Origin of the sequence: Zoogloea dura, assembly GCF_012927165.1 — a bacterium.
Classification (GTDB): domain Bacteria; phylum Pseudomonadota; class Gammaproteobacteria; order Burkholderiales; family Rhodocyclaceae; genus Zoogloea; species Zoogloea dura.
Window position 1 is genome coordinate 33,367 of the sequence record NZ_JABBGA010000008.1, and the last position, 17,318, is coordinate 50,684.

Consider the following 17,318-nt stretch of genomic DNA (forward strand, 5'->3'; position numbering starts at 1 on the left):
GAGGTCGGCGGCCGGGCTGTCGGGTCAGACCGGCTGGCGCAGCACCTGATGCGGCGCCGGGATCGGCCAGCCGTTGGCCGCGCCGACCTCGGCCAGGGCCTTGTTGGTATCGAAATAGACCTGCCAGTAGTGGTCGTTGTGGCAGTAGGGGCGCACCACCAGCTTGGTGCCGGCGGCGTTGAACTCGAGGATCTCCACGTCGGGGGCCGGATCCTTCAGCACGTTGGGGATCTGCACGATGCGGGCGCGGATCAGGGCCATGGCCTGCTGGGGATCGACGGCGTGGGCCAGCTGGGCGGTCAGGTCGACCCGGCGGGACGGGTTGAGCGTGTAATTGACGATGTTGTCGGAGAACAGCTTGTTGTTGCCGACCGTGGTGCGTACGTTGTCCGGCTGGTCGATGGTGGTGGCGAACAGGCCGATCTCCCTGACGGTGCCGGTGATGCCGGCGCCGCTGATGAAATCGCCCACCTTGAAGGGCCGCAGGATGATCAGGAAGGCACCCGCCGCGAAGTTGGACAGCAGGCCGCTCCAGGCCACGCCGATGGCCACGCCGGCGGCGGCGATCAGGGCGGCGAAGCTGGTGGTCTCGATGCCGAACACCGACAGGATGACGATGACCAGCACGATCCGCATGATGACGCGGAGGGTGGCTTCCACGTAGCGGACCAGGGTGGGCTCGACTTTCTGGCGGGTCATGCCGCGGCTCGACAGGTTGCCGATCAGGTTGATGGCCCAGCCACCGACGATCCACAGGGCGACGGCCCCGGCCAGTTTCCAGCCCAGGGGAATCAGGTAGGTGGTGACGAGGTTGGCGACGTCGAAACTCGTATCGATGGCCATGGGAGACTCCGGGGTAAGAGGGAACTCCAGTCTAGCGCCGGGACATAGCGCTGATGTGCATCGACTGTGAATGACTGTGAACTGGCGTGTTCCTTGGGGCTCAGGCCAGCAGGGCTTGCAGGCGCTCTGGTGTGAGGATCGCAAAACGGGCGGCGATCACGGGCCTGCGGCCGAGCTTGAGGACCAGCTTGTCGCGGCTGAGGAGTGCCCGGGCGCCACTGTCTCGGGCGACCTCGAGGAACTTCTGGTCATCCCGGTCCAGGCAGTTGGGGAGCTCACAGGCGTCCTCCGGTGGGGGGGCGGTCAGGGTGCAGCGGGCACGGTAGGCGCTGGCGATGGTCAGCTGCCTTTCCTCGGGCTGTTTGAACTGGGAATAGGCCAGGACCCGGGACAGCTCCCCGAGGCAGTCTTCCCGGCTGAAGGGGCGCAGAGCACCGCTTTCGACGGCCTGCCGTAGGCGGACCAAGGCCGGGTCTTCGAACATCCACAGGGACAGGACGACATTGGTGTCGAGGACGACGGGGAAAGCGTCGGGCAAAGGGGCGTCGAGGGGGTAGGTGGCCACGGGGTCGGGGTGCTCGGGTTTCGGAGGTGGTTGATGCGGGAGAGGGGTAGGAAGACGGGAACAGGCAGAAGGGAAAGGAAAAAGGGGGCCGAAGCCCCCTCGAACTGCATGCGGTCCCTGCGGATCAGGCTGCCGGGCGCGCCTTGACGTAGGAGCCCGGGCCGTCTTCCAGCACCTTGAGCTTGCCCTTGACGGGGTCGCGGGCCGGCACCTTCTCGGCGTCCTGGTCGATCAGCCAGGCCTGCCAGTCGGTCCACCAGGAGCCGGGGTGCTGCTCGGCGCCGGCGAAGAACTCGTCCGCGGTGGCGGGCAGCTTGGCGGCGGAGTTGGTCCAGTAGCCGTACTTGTTGGCCGCCGGCGGGTTGACAATGCCGGCGATGTGGCCGGAGCCGCCCAGCACGAAGCGCACGTTGCCGCCGAAGTTGCGGGCACCGGAGTAGGTGCTCTTCCACGGGGCGATGTGGTCTTCAATGGTGGAGATGAAGTAGGTCGGGACCTTGATCTTGCTGAGGTCGATGGGCACGCCGCCGATCTCGATGCCACCGGCTTCCTTCAGCAGGTTCTTCATGTACATGTTGCGCAGGTAGAAGCTGTGCATCTTGGCCGGCATGCGCGTGGAATCGGAGTTCCAGTACAGGAGGTCGAAGGGGAACGGGTCCTTGCCCATCAGGTAGTTGTTCACCACGAAGGACCAGACGAGGTCGTTGGCGCGCAGCATGCTGAAGGTGCCGGCCATCTCGGAGCCCTCGAGGTAGCCGCGCTCGAACATCTTCTTCTCGAGGCTGGAAACCTGGCCTTCGTCGATGAACACGCCCAGCTCGCCCGGTTCGGCAAAGTCGGTCATGGTGGTGAAGAAGGTGCCGGAGGCGATCCGCTTGTCCTTCTTGCCGGCCATGTAGGCCAGGGTGGTGGCCAGCAGGGTGCCGCCCAGACAGTAGCCAGCAGCGTTGATTTCCTTGGCGCCGGTCTGCTCGACGATGGCGTCAACCGCGGCCAGGGTGCCTTCCTGCAGGTAGGAGTCGAAGCTCTTCTCGGCCAGGCGCTCGTCCGGGTTGACCCAGGAGATCACGAACACGGTATGGCCCTGATCCACGCACCACTTGATGTAGGAGTTCTTCTCGCGCAGGTCGAGGATGTAGAACTTGTTGATCCAGGGCGGCACGATCAGCAGCGGTCGCTTGGACACGTCCGGGGTGCTGGGCGTGTATTGCAGCAGCTGCATCATGTCGGTCTGGAAGACGACCTTGCCCGGCGTGGTGGCGACGTTCTTGCCCAGCTCGAAGGCCGTGGTGTCGGTCATCTTGACGCGCAGGGTGCCGCCGCCTTCTTCCACGTCACGGAGCAGGTTGTTCAGACCCTTGATCAGGTTCTGACCGTGGCTCTTGACCGTCTCGCGGAAGACTTCCGGGTTGGTCATGGCGAAGTTCGACGGGGACAGGGCGTCGATGTACTGGCGGGTGTAGAAGTTGACCTTCTTCTGGCTCTGCTCGTCGAGGCCATCCACGGTGCTCACGGTGTCATGGATGTGACGGGCGGCGATCAGGTAGGACTGCTTCATGAAGTCGAACAGGAAGTGTTCCTGCCACTCTTCGTCCTTGAAGCGCTTGTCGTCCTTGGCGGGGGCGGCCACCGGAGCGCCGGCACCCATGCCGGAGAAGCGCATCACGGAGTGCTGCCACAGGGAGAAGTAGTCCCACACCAGGTTCATCTGGGCCTGGGCGAGACGGTAGGGGTTAGCCAGCAATTTGCCCATCATGTCCATGAAGGCCTGTGCGATGCCGAGTTCGTCGGCGGGGGCGCTGATGCCCTTCTTGACTTGCTTCTGGATGTGGTCGGCGAGCAGCTTGGAGGCCCGCTGCGCAACTTCGGCGTAGGTCTTGGCGACTTCTTTGGGATCCGGCAGTTCGGATTTGGCGACTTCTTTTTCGGGCGCAGCCATTCTTGGGCTCCTTGTACTAGTGGCTTGTGACGAAACGAACGATTCCATCCTCCTCAACCAGCCGGCGCACCTCCCTCTTGCGCGCGAGATGGTTCAGATGGGCGATGGCTTCTCCCATGGCGAACATGACCTGGTGCGTGTCCAGTTCACGCGGGAAGAGGGTTGCAAGAACCTCCCCCGCGCTCCGCGGTACGCGGCAGGCGTCGAGAAGTTCCGCGCAGCGGGCGGCGTGGTGCTCGACGAGCTGATCCACGCGCAGCCCGATATTGCGGAACGGGCTCCCGTGGGATGGTAGCACGAGCGTTGTTGCAGGCAACTTCTTGAAACCGCTGATCGAATCGAGGAAACGACCCAGCGCATCGTCATCAGGCGCGGCCGCGAAAACACTCACATTGGTGGAGATGCGCGGCAGCAGCATGTCGCCCGAAATCAGGATCCCGAGATCCTCGCAGTGCAGGGACATGTGCTCCGGCGAGTGGCCGTAGCCGATGATGACGCGCCACGTGTGGCCGCCGATCGACAGGGTCTCGCCATCGGTGACCCGGTGATAGCTCGACGGCAGCGATGGCACCCCGCGCGCATAGGCGTTGCCGCGCCGGGCCAGGGCTTCGCAGCGGGCCTCGTCCAGGCCGTGACGACGGAACTGGGCCACCATCGACGGGGCGTCGTAGCCGGGGAGCTGGCTCCACAGGGCATGGCCGCCGAGATACTCGCCGAGGGTCATGGTGATGGCCGCGCCGGTATGCTCGGACAGCCATTGGGCCAGGCCCAGGTGGTCCGGGTGGCAGTGGGTGACAACGATGCGGCTGACCGGTCGGCCCAGCCCGCCTAGGATCTGCTCCCAGGCCTGCTGGGTGGCTTCGATGCCATAGCCCGTGTCGACGATGGCCACGCTGTCGCCGTCCTCGATCAGCCACAGGTTGATGTGGTTCAGGGCGAAGGGCAGGGGCATGCGGATCCAATGCACGCCGGGTGCCACGGGGAGGGTCTCACCCGCCTGGGGGGTGATCTCGAAGGGGTATTCCAGTGTCGGGGTCATGCCTGTGTTCTCCTGTCGAATGAGGCCGGGTGTTTCGCTGGCCCGCGTTGCCCGGGGCTGCGAAATCTGATTTACTGGACCATGTTGCATCTGCAAATTGCGTGTTTCAAAACCGATCCATGAACCAGGAAGAAACCTACACCATTACCGAACTCTCCCGGGAGTTCGGCATTACGCCGCGAGCCATCCGCTTCTATGAAGACGAAGGCCTCCTGGCGCCCACCCGCGCCGGCCGCAACCGGATCTACGCCAAGCGCGACCGGACCCGGCTGCGCCTGATCCTGCGCGGCAAGCGCCTGGGCCTGTCCCTGGCGGAGATCGGCGAACTGCTCGGCATGTACGACGGTGTCCGCAATTCCGCTCCCCAGCTGGCGCGCTTCCTGTCCGTGCTGGCTGAACGCCGCAAGGCCATCGAGCAGCAGCGCGAAGACATCATCGCCGTGCTCGGCGAGATCGGCATGCTCGAGAAGCAGTGCCACGAGCTGCTGGCCGAGAACCCGGAGGGGGCGGCCGAAGCCAGGGCGGAACTGGTTGCCCGTCTGCAGGGCTGATCCTGTTTTTACCATCAAAATTACGTTAACGTAAGCGTAAATTTTTGAGGTGTGGGGAGGCAACGGCGAGTGTTCGGGCATGGGCTGGGGCAGACGGCGCTTGTGCAGTGCACTTTCGGGATGAAAGGATCGGCGCACACGGGTATCGTGTCGGGCTGTTCCGTTCTAAGGATGAGTTGATCGATGGCTGTAACACTCCGCGTCCTGGGGTCCGACGACCATGCCGAAATCGAGCACGTCAGGCAGTTCTTCCGCAATTACGCGGGCTGGCTGGGCGTTGACCTGGGCTATCAGAATTTCTTCGAGGAGATGGCATCGCTGCCGGGGGCATACTCCGCGCCGGCGGGCCGCCTGTTCTTTGCCGAGATGGATGGCCGGCCCGCCGGCTGCATCGGCATCCGGCCGACCACCGACGGCGTCTGCGAGATGAAGCGCCTCTACGTCGAGCCCGAACTGCGCGGCAACGGCGTGGGCCGCGAGCTGGCCCTGGCCGCCATCAAGGCCGCCAAGGCCCTGGGCTACCGCAAGATGATGCTGGACACGCTGCCGGCCATGCGCATCGCGGTCAAGCTTTACCGGGAGCTGGGTTTCAAGGAGGCGCCAGCCTACTACCCGACCCCCATAGAGGGCACCATGTTCCTCGCCCTGGACCTGGAGAACTGGTCCGAGAGCGAGATCCAGAATGAAAACCTGTTCCACCTGTTCGACTACAACCTGGCCTGGTCGCGTCGCATGCGCCAGGTGGATCCCGGTTTCTTCGAGAAGCTGTCCACCCTGCAGGCGCCGGAGTATCTGTGGATCGGCTGTTCCGACTCCCGGGTGCCGGCCAACGAGATCATCGGCCTGCTGCCGGGCGAGGTCTTCGTGCATCGCAACGTGGCCAACGTGGTGGTGCATACCGACCTCAACTGCCTGTCGGTGATCCAGTTCGCGGTGGACGTGCTCAAGGTCAAGCACATCATGGTGGTGGGGCACTACGGCTGCGGCGGCGTCAAGGCGGCCCTGCAGCGTGAACGCGTGGGGCTGGTGGATCTGTGGCTGCGTCACGTCCAGGACGTGCATGTGAAGCACCTTGAGCGGGTCGACCTGCTGCCGCCCGAGATGCGCCACGACAGGTTGTGCGAACTCAATGCCCTCGAACAGGTGGTCAACGTGTGCCAGACCATGGTGGTGCAGGATGCCTGGAAGCGTGGCCAGCGCCTTACCGTGCATGGCTGGGTGTATGGCCTGAAGGATGGCCTGATCCGCGACCTGGGCATCAACGTGAGCCGGCGCGAGGACCTGACCGGCCGTTACCGGGCGGCCCTCGACACCCTCGAGGCCTGAAGGCGGGCGGGATGAGCATGCCCTGCCTGCGCCCGGACATTCGCCTGGACAGCCTGAACACCCGCGGTGAAGGCCGCCTGCCGGGCTGGTTCGGGCTGGAGGTGACCCAGCTGGAGGAGGGCCGTCTGAGCGCGCGCATGCAGATCCGTCCGGATATGCTGGCGCCCAACGGCTTCCTGCACGCCGCATCGGTGATTGCCCTGGCCGATACCTCGGCGGGCTATGCCACCGTCGCCCACCTGCCACCGGGCGCCGAAAACTTCACCACCATCGAGCTGAAGAGCAATTTCTTCGGCACCCAGACTGAGGGCGAGCTGGTCTGCGAGGCAGTGGCCGTGCATCTGGGGCGCAGCACCCAGGTGTGGGATGCCACCGTGAGCGGTGCCGACGGCCGGCGGCTTGCCCTGTTCCGCTGTACCCAGATGATTCTGTGGCCCCGCGGGGCCTGACACGGAGGATGCATCCATGAGCGAAGCACGGCAGGCCGCGGGGCCCATCGATTTCTACTTCGATTTTTCGTCGCCCTATGGCTATTTTGCGGCCGAGAAGATCGATGCCCTGGCCGCTCGCTACGGGCGCAGCGTGCTGTGGCATCCCTTCCTGCTCGGCGTCACCTTCAAGGTGACCGGGCTGGCGCCGCTGCCGAGCATCCCGCTCAAGGGCGCCTACTCAATGCACGACATCGAGCGTTCGGCCCGCTATTTCGGCCTGCCCTTCCGGCAGCCCAGCGCCTTTCCGATCCCCACCCAGCATGCGGCGCGTGCCTTCCTGTGGCTCAACGACCGCAGCCCGGCGCGGGCTCGTGAGTTCGGCCTGGCTGCCTACCGCGCCTACTTCGTGGATGACGTGAACATCTCCGACCTGGCCACCGTGCTGCGCATCGCCGCCGGAGTGGGGGCCGACCAGGACGAGCTGTCTGCCGTGCTGGCGGGCACCGAGATCAAGACGCGCCTGGCCGCGGAGGTGGAGCTCGGCATGTCGCGGGGGGTCTTCGGCTCCCCCTTCCTGATCGTTGACGGAGAGTCCTTCTGGGGCGCCGACCGCTTGCCCCAGGTGGAGCGCTGGCTCGCCGAAGGCGGCTTCTGAGGCAGGCCGACCCATGCGGCGCATCTGCGTGTTTTGCGGCTCCCGGCCGGGCGTGCGGCCGGTCTACCGGGACGTGGCCGAATCGCTCGGCAAGACCCTGGCCGAGCGGGGCATCGAACTGGTCTATGGTGGCGGCAACGTCGGCTTGATGGGCATTGTCGCCGACGCCTGCCTGGCGGCCGGTGGCAAGGTGGTGGGGGTGATCCCCCGCGCCCTGATGGAATGGGAGGTCGGGCATGAGGGCCTGACCCGCCTGGAGGTGGTGGACTCCATGCATTCCCGCAAGGCCCGTATGGCTGAGCTGGCAGACGGCTTCGTGGCCCTGCCCGGCGGGCTCGGGACCTTCGAGGAGCTCTTCGAGATCCTCACCTGGGCCCAGCTCGGCTTCCACTGCAAGCCCATCGCCCTGCTCAACGTGGACGCGTATTACCAGCCCTTGATCCAGATGATGGACCGGGGCGTGACAGAAGGTTTCATGAAGGCCGAAAACCGTGGCCTGCTGTTGGTCGAGGACAACGTCCAGACCCTGTTGCGCGCCATGGGGGCCTATCATCCCCCGGCCGTGGGCAAACGCATCCGCGACGAAAAACAACTCTGATCTCTCCCCAACCCCGAGGACTCTCCCATGAAAACCCGTGCAGCCGTGGCCTGGAAGGCCGGCGCTCCGCTGAGCATCGAAACCGTTGACCTGGAAGGCCCGAAGGCCGGTGAAGTGCTGGTGGAGATCAAGGCCACCGGCATCTGTCATACCGACTACTACACCCTGTCCGGGGCCGACCCGGAAGGCCTGTTCCCCGCCATCCTGGGCCACGAAGGCGCCGGCGTGGTGGTGGATGTGGGCCCCGACGTGAAGTCCCTCAAGAGCGGCGACCACGTGATCCCGCTCTACACGCCGGAATGCCGCGAGTGCAAGTTCTGCCTGTCGCGCAAGACCAACCTGTGCCAGAAGATCCGCAGCACCCAGGGCCGCGGCCTGATGCCCGACGCCACCAGCCGCTTCAGCCTGGACGGCAAGCCGATCCTGCATTACATGGGCACCTCCACCTTCTCCAACTACATCGTGGTGCCGGAGATCGCCCTGGCCAAGATCCGCGAGGACGCGCCCTTCGACAAGGTCTGCTACATCGGCTGCGGCGTGACCACCGGCGTGGGTGCCGTGCTGTTCACCGCCAAGGTGGAAGCGGGGGCCAATGTGGTGGTGTTCGGCCTCGGCGGCATCGGTCTCAACGTGATCCAGGCGGCCAAGATGGTGGGCGCCGACAAGATCATCGGGGTGGACCTCAACCCCGGCCGTGAGGCCATGGCCCGCAAGTTCGGCATGACCCACTTCATCAACCCCAGCGATGTGGAAAACGTCGTGGATCACATCGTCCAGCTGACCGACGGTGGCGCCGATTACAGCTTCGAGTGCATCGGCAACACCAAGGTGATGCGCCAGGCCCTCGAGTGCACCCACAAGGGCTGGGGCCAGTCGGTGATCATCGGCGTGGCCGAGGCCGGCGCCGAGATTTCCACCCGTCCGTTCCAGCTGGTCACCGGCCGGGTCTGGAAGGGCTCCGCCTTCGGTGGCGCGCGCGGCCGTACCGATGTGCCGAAGATCGTGGACTGGTACATGGAAGGCAAGCTCAACATCGACGACCTGATCACCCATACCTTGTCTCTGGATCAGATCAACGACGGCTTCGACCTGATGAAGAAGGGCGAGTCCATCCGTTCGGTGGTGCTCTTCTGACATGGCCGACAGCCCCTTCGAAACCCTCTCGGAGCACGGCTGCTTCGGCGGCCGGCAGGGCTTCTACCGCCATGCCTCGGCGGAGATCGGCCTGCCGATGCGTTTTGCCGTGTTCGTGCCGCCCCAGGCGGCGGCCGGGCCCGTGCCGGTGCTGTTCTACCTGGCCGGTCTGACCTGCACCGAGGAGACCTTCCCGATCAAGGCCGGCGCTCAGCGCCTGGCCGCCGAGCTGGGCCTGATGCTGGTGGCGCCGGATACCAGCCCGCGCGGGGCCAACGTGCCCGGCGAGGCAGAGGCCTGGGATTTCGGCGTCGGGGCGGGCTTCTACCTGGACGCCGTGCGCGAGCCCTGGGCCCGCCACTGGCGCATGGAGAGCTACATCACCGGTGAACTGCGGGCCCTGGTGGGCGCGCACTTTCCGGCAGACCTGGCGCGCTGCGGCATCTTTGGTCACTCGATGGGCGGCCATGGTGCGCTGACCCTGGCACTCCGCCATCCGGACCTGTACCGCTCGGTGTCGGCCTTCGCGCCCATCGCCGCACCCGGCCTGTGTCCCTGGGGCGAGAAGGCCTTCGGCGGCTACCTGGGCGAGGACCGTGGCCTGTGGCGGGCGCACGATGCCAGCGCCCTGATCGAGGATGGCCGGCGCTGTCCGCCCATCCTGGTGGACCAGGGCCTGGCCGACAGCTTCCTGCCCACCCAGCTCAACCCGGAGCGCCTCGAGCAGGTGTGTGCCGCGGCCGGGCAGCCTCTTAGCCTGCGCCGGCACGAGGGCTACGATCACGGCTATTACTTCATCTCAACCTTCATGGCGGACCACCTGGCCCACCACGCCGGGCAGCTCTCCCGCTAGTTGCGCACCCGGACCGGCACTCGCCGGTCCGGCCCAGCCCTCGACCTTCCGGTGGGGCAACTTGCCAGTCGGCCCCGGGTCTGAGATAAGGCAAGTCTCCGATCCCCCATGATCCGCCGCCACGCAGCGCCGGACGCGTCCGACCCCAAGAGAGCCATGAGCATAGTGTCCCCCTGCATCAACATCTGCCGCATGAGCCCGGCCTCCGGCTACTGCGAAGGCTGTTTCCGCACCATTCCCGAGATCACCGAGTGGAGCCGCGCCAGCGACGCCCGCAAGACCGCCATCCTGGCCGAGGTGGAGGCGCGCCGGCAGGCCGCCGACCTGTTCGAGGGCGACCTGCGCGGCGAATGCGTGGGCGACGCCTGAGAGGAGCGGCCATGAGCGAAGACAACCCCTGCGTCGGTATCTGCGAGATCGACGAAAGCGGCTACTGCATCGGCTGCGGCCGCAGCGCCGACGTGATCTTCGGCGAGACGGACTCCGCCGCCGACAGCCAGGCCGACGCCGAGGTGGCCAGTCTTGCCGGCGTGCCCGGCGAGCGGCCCCAGGCTTCCGACTGAGGCGCGGGCCGTGAGCCGCTGCGTCCTGCCTGCATCTGTCCAGGTCGTGGAGCGGGGCTGGCTGTCTGCCAACAACGTGATCCTGCGCGACGGGGACGAGGCCACCCTGATCGACAGCGGCTACGTCAGCCATGCCGCGCAGACCGTCGCGCTGCTGCGCGAGGCGCTGGATGGCTGCGCCCTGGCGCGCCTCATCAACACCCACTCCCACTCCGACCACATCGGCTGCAACGCCGCCGTGCAGCGCGCCTTCGGCTGCCGCATCGGCGTACCCGAGGGCATGGCCGGGGCCGTTGAGCGCTGGGACGAGGAAGCCCTGTTGCTCAGCGTCGCGGCCCAGCAGGGCGAGCCCTTCCAGTCCGACTTCACCCTGTCGGCCGGCGAGCGCCTGGTGATGGGGGGGCTGGAGTGGCAGGCCCTGCCGGCCCCCGGCCACGACATGGACGCGCTGGTCTTCCACGCCCCGGATGCCCGCCTGCTGATCTCCGGCGATGCCCTGTGGCGGGACGGTTTCGGCATCCTGTTTGCCGAGGTGATCGGCAGCGGAGGCGGTATCGAGGCCGTGCGCGCCACCCTCGAGGCCATCGCCCGGCTGCCCGTGGACCGGGTCATCCCGGGCCATGGCGCACCCTTTGTTGAAGTGGACGAAGCCCTTGCCGCCGCCTTCTCGCGTCTGCGGGCCTTCGAGGAGGACGGCGCGCGCATGGCCCGCAACGCCATCCGCGCCTGCATCACCTTCATGCTGCTGGAGCGGCGCAGCATGGCGGTGGACGAATTGCCGGCCTATCTCGATCGCGTCCATCTCTACCGTGAGGCCAACCGCCGCTTCCTGGGCCTGAGCCCCGAGGCCCTCGCCGACTGGCTGGTGGCCGATCTGGTGCGCGCCGGCGTGGTTTCCCGCGAGGGGGGCCGGCTGATCGTGACCTGATTGAATAAACCGTTACTTTCCATGTAAAAGGGGGCCGACGCGGCGAGGGAAGTTGTTTATCCTTGCCGGGCGGGTCGTGACGAGGCGTCACATTTGGCGTCACATTTTCCCTGCAGGCTGACGCAGAGATCGGCCGCTCCCCTACAGGTACTCTCATGCAACTCGTTCTGATCAGCGGTCTTTCCGGTTCCGGCAAGAGCGTCGCCCTCAATGTCATGGAAGACAGCGGGCATTACGTGGTCGACAACCTCCCGGCGGCGCTGCTGCCGCAACTGGTGTCACATCTCCGGGGCGCGGGTTACCAGCGCATCGCGGTGGCGGTGGATGTGCGCTCCGGCGCCAGCATCGCCGCCGTGCCGCGGCAGGTCGAGGCCCTGCGGGCGATGGTCAGTGACCTGCGCTTCCTGTTCCTGGATGCCCGCGACGACGTGCTGATCGCCCGCTTCTCCGAGACCCGCCGGCGCCACCCCCTGGGCGACGAGTGCAGCACCCTCGGCGAGGCCATCGCCCGCGAGCGCGAAGCCCTGGCCCTGATCGCCGAACTCGGCCAGCGCATCGACACCAGCGACCTGGCCGCCAACACCCTGCGCAACTGGGTCAAGAGCTTCGTCGGCCTCGAACCGAGCAGCCAGATCACCGTGCTGTTCGAGTCCTTCGGCTTCAAGCACGGCCTGCCGCTGGATGCCGACCTGGTGTTCGACGTGCGCTGCCTGCCCAACCCCCATTACGATCCGCTGTTGCGCCCGCTGACCGGCAAGGATGGCCCGGTCATCGATTTCCTGTGCAAACACGAGGAAGTGGGGCAGATGGTGGACGACATCTACCGCTTCGTCGCCTCCTGGCTGCCGTCCTACGTCAATGACAACCGCAGCTACCTGACCATCGCCATCGGCTGCACCGGCGGCCAGCACCGCTCGGTGTACATCGCCGAGAAGCTGGCCGAGCAGTTCCGGGAGACCGCCCGCGTCCAGGTGCGGCACCGTTCCTTGAAGGCGTGAGCGCCGCCCGGCCGCCCGAAGGCGCTCGCACCGCAGCCCGTGAGGGCGGAGGTCGTCCGGCCGCCGCCCGGCCGCCCGAAGGCGCTCGCACCGCAGCCCGTGAGGGCGGAGGTCGTCCGGCCGCCGCCCGGCCGCCCGAAGGCGCTCGCACCGAAGCCCGTAAGGGCGGAGGTCGTCCAGTCATTGGCGGGTCCGCCCTGCGCAGCTGGCTGGCCGCTTGGGCGGCCTGCCTGCGGGGCGGGGATGTGCTGGTGCTGATCGCCGCGCTCGGCGTGTGCGTGGCCTCGGCCCTGAGCCTGTGGCAGGGCGGGCGACCCGACAAGGCGGTGATCAAGGCGGGCGGGCGCACCTTTGCCGAAGTGGCCTTGTCTGCTCCCGCGCTCATCGAGGTGCCGGGGCCCCTGGGCACCACCCGCATCGAGATCCAGCCGGGCCGCGCGCGCGTGGCCTCCGACCCCGGGCCGCGCCAGTACTGCGTGCGCCAGGGCTGGCTGAGCACCGCCGGCGCGGTGGCCATCTGTGCGCCCAACCAGGTCAGCCTGGCCCTCTCCGGGCGCCGTGCCGACTATGACTCCCTTGCCTACTGACGACTCCCGGGATGCCCGGGGCGGCCCGACTCCTTCCGGGGAGCGCGTGCTGCGGGCCACCGCGGACGATCACCGGATCGCCCGCCATGCGGCGGCGGCGATCGTCCTGACGGTGGCGGAGGCGGCCTTGCCGCTGCCGCTGCCGGGGGTCAAGCCGGGGCTGGCCAACATCATCACCCTGGTGGTGCTGGCGCGCTGGGGCTGGCGCGAGGCGGCATGGGTCGCCCTGCTGCGGGTGCTGGTGGGCAGCCTGCTGCTGGGGCAGTTCCTGGCGCCGGGCTTCTTCCTGAGCCTGGCCGGCAGCCTGCTCAGCCTGGTGGTGCTGGGGGCGGCGGCGCAGCTGCCGGGGCGCTGGTTCGGGCCGGTCAGTCAGAGCGTGCTGGCGGCCTTTGCCCACATTGGCGGTCAGCTGGTGGTGGCCCGCTTATGGCTGGTTCCCCACGACGGGGTCTTCTACCTGGTGCCGGTGTTCGCCCTGGCGGCGACCGTCTTCGGTCTGGTCAATGGCTTGATCGCCGCGCGGCTGCTGCAAGAGGAGTTGGAGTCCTCAGCGTCGGCGACGGCGGGAGCGCGCCAGGGATAAGGGGACCAGGGCCGGCTTGTCGGGCAGCCCCAGGGCCGCGCGGGACAGGCGGTCGGCGTCGCCGTTGCGATGGCGTGGCACCCATTCGATACGTACTTCATCGAAGCCCTGCAGGCTGAATGCGAGGGGCTCGAGCAGGGCGGTCAGGCGGGGGATGGCGGTGCGGGCCGATCCGAGCAGGTGGCGTACCGCGAAGTCACTGTCGCCACGGATCACCACCCGTCGGGCGCCTGCCTGGTGCGCGGCGTCCACGGCCCTTTGCAGGGCCAGCAACTCGGCCGTGTTGTTGCAGCCGCCCGCCGCGGCCAGCTCCGAGACTTCGATCCGTTCGCCGGCCGGCCCCAGCAGCACGGCACCCAGGCCGATGCGCCCCGGGTTCGGGCTGGCCGAGCCGTCGAACCAGAGCTGCCAGGCATCCGGCCAGAGCGGAGCGGGCGGGCGGGGCGGCAGCATGGTGGGCAGGCCCTGGCTACGGAGCGCCGCGGCCAGCCTCAGGCCTTGCCGAGCAGGGCAGACAGGTCGAGGCGCCCGTCCTTCACCGGCGGGCACCACAGATAGGTGCCGGTGACCGGCCGGGTGAAGCGGAACAAGGCGTCCACGATCCCGTCCTCCAGCCCGACCATGCGCCGCATCTGGGCCTGGAAGGCATCCACGCTATGGCCGAAGGCCACGAACATCAGGCCGGCATCCTTGCCTTCAACCCAGGGCATGGAGCGGCGCAGCACGAAGGCCTCCGGGCTGAAGCTCTCCTGGGCGGTGCGCTTCACATGGGCGGATGCGGGGGCGTCGTCGAGTTCCTCGTTGTCGGAACGGCGGCGGCCGATGCAGTCGTCGCGCTCCTCGGGCTGCATGGCTTCGAAGTGCTTGAAGTTGTGTACCCAGCGCTGCACGGCGACGAAGCTGGAGCCGTCGGCAGCGATGGCTGCGGCAAGCGCTGCTTCACCCTCCGGGTTCTCGGTACCGTCCTCGTAGCCGCTCAGGTCGCGCCCGCCGGCATGCTTGAAGCCGTCGATGGACTCTTCCAGGCGGAACACCGGCGCCAGGGCTGCTTCCAGGCGGCGTGCGCGGTGCAGCAGTTCGCCCCGGTCGTCACCGCGCAGCCACAGCCACAGGGCGACAGGGGTGGAGGGGATGTCCACGCCGGGACCGGCGAGGGGCGGAAAGGGCTTCAGCCCCGCCACCTTGCGGCCGAGAGCCGATACGGGGGCCAGGCCGATGCCGGCCACGCTGCGGTCGCCATCCACCAGCCCCTGCAGGACGGCGAGGCCGGCGGCCACGTCGCTGTCGGGCTCCAGGGAGAAGGCGAGATAGCGGGAGAGGGGGGGCAAGGGCTGAAGAATGCCGGCTTGCGCTTGGCTCATGGTGGTCTCCGGAGACAGTGCGGACAATGCCCGCGATGATAGATCAATCCCGTAACCGTTGTAGGGGAGCGTCGATTGCCAATGGCAGCGCGTCCATCGTCAATGGATGGCCATCGGGAAGCAATGGCGGGTCTGCTGGAAGCAATGGACGAGCGTCGATTGCCAATGGCAGCACGTCGATCGTCAATGGATGGCCGTCGAGAAGCAATGGCGGGTCTGCTGGAAGCAATGGACGAGCGTCGATTGCCAATGGCAGCGCGTCGATCGTCAATGGCGGGCCGTCGGGAAGCAATGGCGGGTCTGCCGGAAGCAATGGACGAGCGTCGATTGCCAATGGCAGCGCGTCGATCGTCAATGGCGGGCCGTCGGGAAGCAATGGCGGGTCTGCCGGAAGCAATGGACGAGCGTCGATTGCCAATGGCAGCGCGTCGATCGTCAATGGCGGGCCGTCGGTAAGCAATCGACGGCCTGCCATTGCATGTGGAGGGGCGGTTTCCGCTGAGCTCAGGCCCGGCCGAGGCGGTAGAGGGCCACGCTGGCGAGGAAGTTGGGTTCCTCGGTGATGACCTTGTCTTCGTCGAAGGCCAGCCGTTCGCGGATGGCGATGCCTTCCTGCTCGCACAGGGTGTCGAAGTCTGCGATGGTGAAGAAGCGCACGTTGGGCGTGTCGTACCACTGGTAGGGCAGGTTCTTCGAGACCGGCATGTGGCCATTGAGGATGGCCTGGCGGTGGCGCCAGTAGGCGAAGTTGGGGAAGCTCACCACGGCCTCGCGGCCGACCCGCAGCATCTCGCGCAGGATGCCCTGGGTGTTGCGCATGGCCTGCAGCGACAGGCTCATGATGACGTGGTCGAAGAAGCCGTCGTCGAAGCCGGCGAGGCCTTGCTCCATGTCGATCTGGATCACGTTGATGCCGTTGCGGGCGCAGGCGACGATGCGCTCGGGGTCGTTCTCCACCCCGTAGCCGCGCACCTGGCGCACCTCGCCCAGGTAGCGCAGCAGGCTGCCGTCGCCGCAGCCCAGGTCGAGGATGCGCTCGCCGGGCTCGATCCAGTTGGCGATCACGTCGTAGTCGTAGCGTTGGAAGCTCATCGATCCGCCCTCAGATCCGGATGTTGTCGATGTAGGCCCGCAGCACCGCATGGTACTGGGCGTCGTCGAGCAGGAAGGAGTCGTGGCCGGCCGGACAGTCGATCTCGGCGTAGCTCACCCGCCGGTCGCTGTGCATCAGGGCATAGACGATCTCGCGGCTGCGCGACGGGGCAAAGCGCCAGTCGGTGGTGAAGGACACCACCAGGTAATCGGCGGTGGCACGGGACAGGGCCGCCACCAGGTCGCCGCTGTAGTCGAAGGCCGGGTCGTAGTAGTCGAGGGCCTTGGTGGTCAGCAGATAGGTGTTGGCGTCGAAGTAGCCGGCGAACTTGTCGCCCTGGTAACGCAGGTAGGACTCGATCTCGAATTCCACGTCGTAGCTGAACACCGGCTTGTCGTGACGCAGGCTGCGACCGAATTTCTGGTCCATCGAGTCGTCCGACAGGTAGGTGATGTGGCCGACCATGCGCGCCAGGGCCAGGCCGCGGGTGGGCACCACGCCGTGCTCGTAGTAGTGGCCGCCGTGGAACTCCGGATCCTTGAGGATGGCCTGGCGGGCCACCTCGTTGAAGGCGATGTTCTGGGCGGTGAGCTTGGGCGCCGAGGCGATCACCAGGGCATGGCCGACCCGCTCCGGGTATTGGAGGGTCCAGGACAGGGCCTGCATGCCGCCCAGGCTGCCGCCGACGACGGCGGCGAAGCGTTCGATGCCGAGCAGGTCGGCCAGGCGGGCCTGGGCATCCACCCAGTCCTCCACCGTGACGAACGGAAAGTCGGCGCCCCACGGCTTGCCGGTGGCCGGATTGGTGCTGTTGGGCCCCGAGCTGCCATAACAGCCGCCCAGGTTGTTCACCCCGATCACGAAGAAGCGCCCGGTGTCGAGGGGCTTGCCCGGCCCGACCAGGTTGTCCCACCAGCCTACCGCGCCGCTGTCGGCATGCACGCCGGCCACGTGATGGGAGCCGGAAAGGGCGTGACAGACCAGCACCGCATTGCTGCGGCTGGCGTTGAGGGTGCCGTAGGTTTCGTAAACGAGGTCGTACTCGGGCAGTACACCGCCGCTCTTGAGGGGCAGGGGGGTGTTGAAGTGGGCCGTCTGGGGCGCCACGATTCCAACGGATTGTTCTGTCATCTCACTTTCGTCCGGAAAACGAAAAACCCAGCCGGCGAACGGTCGCGGACTGGGCTGCCGTCGCTTTAGCCGTACTTGTAAAGCGCCCGCAAGCTGAAGGGTTCAAATCGGCGCTGAGGCAAAAGATTAGCGCGATGCGC

Annotated in this window: 22 protein-coding genes; 13 read left to right on the forward strand and 9 right to left on the reverse strand. The window is 67.0% G+C overall.

Annotated features, from left to right (window positions below; all coding sequences use genetic code 11):
• Positions 1-24 precede the first annotated feature (24 nt).
• The 4 genes from HHL15_RS11595 to HHL15_RS11610 all read right to left on the reverse strand — a co-directional run bounded on the left by HHL15_RS11595 (position 25) and on the right by HHL15_RS11610 (position 4,386).
• Positions 25-843, reverse strand: a complete 819-nt coding sequence (locus HHL15_RS11595; RefSeq protein ID WP_169145931.1) for a mechanosensitive ion channel family protein — start codon at positions 841-843, stop codon at positions 25-27.
• Positions 844-943: 100 nt separating this feature from the next.
• Positions 944-1,408, reverse strand: a complete 465-nt coding sequence (locus HHL15_RS11600; protein ID WP_328825029.1) for a putative toxin-antitoxin system toxin component, PIN family — start codon at positions 1,406-1,408, stop codon at positions 944-946.
• 124 nt (positions 1,409-1,532) lie between these two features.
• Entirely contained in the window at positions 1,533-3,347 is a 1,815-nt protein-coding gene (locus tag HHL15_RS11605; protein WP_169145932.1) for a PHA/PHB synthase family protein, read from the reverse strand.
• Between the two features lie 16 nt (positions 3,348-3,363).
• Positions 3,364-4,386 (reverse strand): MBL fold metallo-hydrolase, encoded by a 1,023-nt coding sequence (locus HHL15_RS11610; RefSeq protein WP_169145933.1) that lies wholly within the window; start codon positions 4,384-4,386, stop codon positions 3,364-3,366.
• Between the two features lie 119 nt (positions 4,387-4,505).
• On the opposite strand from HHL15_RS11610, the gene HHL15_RS11615 reads away from it, so the two are divergent.
• The 13 genes from HHL15_RS11615 to HHL15_RS11675 all read left to right on the forward strand — a co-directional run bounded on the left by HHL15_RS11615 (position 4,506) and on the right by HHL15_RS11675 (position 13,593).
• Entirely contained in the window at positions 4,506-4,937 is a 432-nt protein-coding gene (locus tag HHL15_RS11615; RefSeq protein ID WP_169145934.1) for a MerR family transcriptional regulator, read from the forward strand.
• A 183-nt stretch (positions 4,938-5,120) separates the two neighbouring features.
• Positions 5,121-6,263: a carbonate dehydratase gene (gene can / locus HHL15_RS11620; protein ID WP_169145935.1), complete on the forward strand. Its 1,143-nt coding sequence runs from the start codon at positions 5,121-5,123 to the stop codon at positions 6,261-6,263.
• An 11-nt stretch (positions 6,264-6,274) separates the two neighbouring features.
• The gene (locus HHL15_RS11625) at positions 6,275-6,712 is read left to right on the forward strand and encodes a PaaI family thioesterase (protein ID WP_235943362.1); all 438 of its coding nucleotides are present in this window, start codon (positions 6,275-6,277) and stop codon (positions 6,710-6,712) included.
• Between the two features lie 16 nt (positions 6,713-6,728).
• Positions 6,729-7,349 carry a 2-hydroxychromene-2-carboxylate isomerase gene (locus HHL15_RS11630; RefSeq protein ID WP_169145936.1) on the forward strand — a complete coding sequence of 207 codons (621 nt, stop codon included), beginning with the start codon at positions 6,729-6,731 and terminating at the stop codon, positions 7,347-7,349.
• Between the two features lie 13 nt (positions 7,350-7,362).
• Positions 7,363-7,947 (forward strand): LOG family protein, encoded by a 585-nt coding sequence (locus tag HHL15_RS11635; protein ID WP_169145937.1) that lies wholly within the window; start codon positions 7,363-7,365, stop codon positions 7,945-7,947.
• Positions 7,948-7,974: 27 nt separating this feature from the next.
• The gene (locus HHL15_RS11640; protein ID WP_169145938.1) at positions 7,975-9,081 is read left to right on the forward strand and encodes an S-(hydroxymethyl)glutathione dehydrogenase/class III alcohol dehydrogenase; all 1,107 of its coding nucleotides are present in this window, start codon (positions 7,975-7,977) and stop codon (positions 9,079-9,081) included.
• 1 nt (position 9,082) lies between these two features.
• Positions 9,083-9,934, forward strand: a complete 852-nt coding sequence (gene fghA / locus HHL15_RS11645; RefSeq protein WP_169145939.1) for an S-formylglutathione hydrolase — start codon at positions 9,083-9,085, stop codon at positions 9,932-9,934.
• Between the two features lie 156 nt (positions 9,935-10,090).
• Complete coding sequence (locus HHL15_RS11650; RefSeq protein WP_169145940.1) at positions 10,091-10,303, forward strand: DUF1289 domain-containing protein; 213 nt, start codon at positions 10,091-10,093, stop codon at positions 10,301-10,303.
• 11 nt (positions 10,304-10,314) lie between these two features.
• Positions 10,315-10,497 (forward strand): DUF1289 domain-containing protein, encoded by a 183-nt coding sequence (locus HHL15_RS11655; protein WP_169145941.1) that lies wholly within the window; start codon positions 10,315-10,317, stop codon positions 10,495-10,497.
• Positions 10,498-10,507: 10 nt separating this feature from the next.
• Positions 10,508-11,425 (forward strand): MBL fold metallo-hydrolase, encoded by a 918-nt coding sequence (locus HHL15_RS11660; protein ID WP_328825031.1) that lies wholly within the window; start codon positions 10,508-10,510, stop codon positions 11,423-11,425.
• A gap of 155 nt (positions 11,426-11,580) precedes the next feature.
• Positions 11,581-12,423, forward strand: a complete 843-nt coding sequence (rapZ, locus tag HHL15_RS11665; RefSeq protein WP_169145942.1) for an RNase adapter RapZ — start codon at positions 11,581-11,583, stop codon at positions 12,421-12,423.
• 197 nt (positions 12,424-12,620) lie between these two features.
• The gene (locus HHL15_RS11670; RefSeq protein ID WP_169146114.1) at positions 12,621-13,010 is read left to right on the forward strand and encodes a NusG domain II-containing protein; all 390 of its coding nucleotides are present in this window, start codon (positions 12,621-12,623) and stop codon (positions 13,008-13,010) included.
• The gene (locus tag HHL15_RS11675) at positions 12,991-13,593 is read left to right on the forward strand and encodes a Gx transporter family protein (RefSeq protein WP_169145943.1); all 603 of its coding nucleotides are present in this window, start codon (positions 12,991-12,993) and stop codon (positions 13,591-13,593) included. Before HHL15_RS11670 ends, HHL15_RS11675 begins: the two co-directional genes overlap by 20 nt.
• Here HHL15_RS11675 and HHL15_RS11680 read toward each other — a convergent pair.
• Genes HHL15_RS11680 through metX form a run of 5 tightly spaced genes read right to left on the reverse strand, consistent with a single transcriptional unit; the run spans position 13,558 to position 17,178 of the window.
• Positions 13,558-14,046, reverse strand: coding sequence for a ribonuclease HI family protein (locus HHL15_RS11680; RefSeq protein WP_169145944.1), 489 nt, complete (start codon positions 14,044-14,046; stop codon positions 13,558-13,560). The genes HHL15_RS11675 and HHL15_RS11680 overlap by 36 nt on opposite strands.
• Before the next feature lie 38 nt (positions 14,047-14,084).
• On the reverse strand, positions 14,085-14,954 hold the full coding sequence (locus HHL15_RS11685) for a Dyp-type peroxidase (RefSeq protein WP_169145945.1): 870 nt from the start codon (positions 14,952-14,954) through the stop codon (positions 14,085-14,087).
• Between the two features lie 43 nt (positions 14,955-14,997).
• Positions 14,998-15,414: a hypothetical protein gene (locus tag HHL15_RS11690; protein ID WP_169145946.1), complete on the reverse strand. Its 417-nt coding sequence runs from the start codon at positions 15,412-15,414 to the stop codon at positions 14,998-15,000.
• A gap of 44 nt (positions 15,415-15,458) precedes the next feature.
• The gene (gene metW / locus HHL15_RS11695) at positions 15,459-16,046 is read right to left on the reverse strand and encodes a methionine biosynthesis protein MetW (RefSeq protein ID WP_169145947.1); all 588 of its coding nucleotides are present in this window, start codon (positions 16,044-16,046) and stop codon (positions 15,459-15,461) included.
• 10 nt (positions 16,047-16,056) lie between these two features.
• On the reverse strand, positions 16,057-17,178 hold the full coding sequence (gene metX / locus HHL15_RS11700) for a homoserine O-succinyltransferase MetX (RefSeq protein ID WP_169145948.1): 1,122 nt from the start codon (positions 17,176-17,178) through the stop codon (positions 16,057-16,059).
• Positions 17,179-17,318: the final 140 nt, after the last annotated feature.

What these genes read in the sequence shown, in the direction of transcription:
- rapZ (WP_169145942.1), top strand. Translation starts at nt 11,581, where the DNA reads ATGCAACTCGTTCTGATCAGCGGTCTTTCCGGTTCCGGCAAGAGCGTC.
- HHL15_RS11655 (WP_169145941.1), top strand. Translation starts at nt 10,315, where the DNA reads ATGAGCGAAGACAACCCCTGCGTCGGTATCTGCGAGATCGACGAAAGC.
- HHL15_RS11685 (WP_169145945.1), bottom strand. Translation starts at nt 14,954, where the DNA reads ATGAGCCAAGCGCAAGCCGGCATTCTTCAGCCCTTGCCCCCCCTCTCC.
- HHL15_RS11650 (WP_169145940.1), top strand. Translation starts at nt 10,091, where the DNA reads ATGAGCATAGTGTCCCCCTGCATCAACATCTGCCGCATGAGCCCGGCC.
- HHL15_RS11595 (WP_169145931.1), bottom strand. Translation starts at nt 843, where the DNA reads ATGGCCATCGATACGAGTTTCGACGTCGCCAACCTCGTCACCACCTAC.
- metW (WP_169145947.1), bottom strand. Translation starts at nt 16,046, where the DNA reads ATGAGCTTCCAACGCTACGACTACGACGTGATCGCCAACTGGATCGAG.
- HHL15_RS11605 (WP_169145932.1), bottom strand. Translation starts at nt 3,347, where the DNA reads ATGGCTGCGCCCGAAAAAGAAGTCGCCAAATCCGAACTGCCGGATCCC.
- HHL15_RS11635 (WP_169145937.1), top strand. Translation starts at nt 7,363, where the DNA reads ATGCGGCGCATCTGCGTGTTTTGCGGCTCCCGGCCGGGCGTGCGGCCG.
- HHL15_RS11610 (WP_169145933.1), bottom strand. Translation starts at nt 4,386, where the DNA reads ATGACCCCGACACTGGAATACCCCTTCGAGATCACCCCCCAGGCGGGT.
- metX (WP_169145948.1), bottom strand. Translation starts at nt 17,178, where the DNA reads ATGACAGAACAATCCGTTGGAATCGTGGCGCCCCAGACGGCCCACTTC.
- HHL15_RS11675 (WP_169145943.1), top strand. Translation starts at nt 12,991, where the DNA reads ATGACTCCCTTGCCTACTGACGACTCCCGGGATGCCCGGGGCGGCCCG.
- HHL15_RS11625 (WP_235943362.1), top strand. Translation starts at nt 6,275, where the DNA reads ATGAGCATGCCCTGCCTGCGCCCGGACATTCGCCTGGACAGCCTGAAC.
- HHL15_RS11680 (WP_169145944.1), bottom strand. Translation starts at nt 14,046, where the DNA reads ATGCTGCCGCCCCGCCCGCCCGCTCCGCTCTGGCCGGATGCCTGGCAG.
- HHL15_RS11640 (WP_169145938.1), top strand. Translation starts at nt 7,975, where the DNA reads ATGAAAACCCGTGCAGCCGTGGCCTGGAAGGCCGGCGCTCCGCTGAGC.
- HHL15_RS11630 (WP_169145936.1), top strand. Translation starts at nt 6,729, where the DNA reads ATGAGCGAAGCACGGCAGGCCGCGGGGCCCATCGATTTCTACTTCGAT.
- HHL15_RS11615 (WP_169145934.1), top strand. Translation starts at nt 4,506, where the DNA reads ATGAACCAGGAAGAAACCTACACCATTACCGAACTCTCCCGGGAGTTC.
- can (WP_169145935.1), top strand. Translation starts at nt 5,121, where the DNA reads ATGGCTGTAACACTCCGCGTCCTGGGGTCCGACGACCATGCCGAAATC.
- fghA (WP_169145939.1), top strand. Translation starts at nt 9,083, where the DNA reads ATGGCCGACAGCCCCTTCGAAACCCTCTCGGAGCACGGCTGCTTCGGC.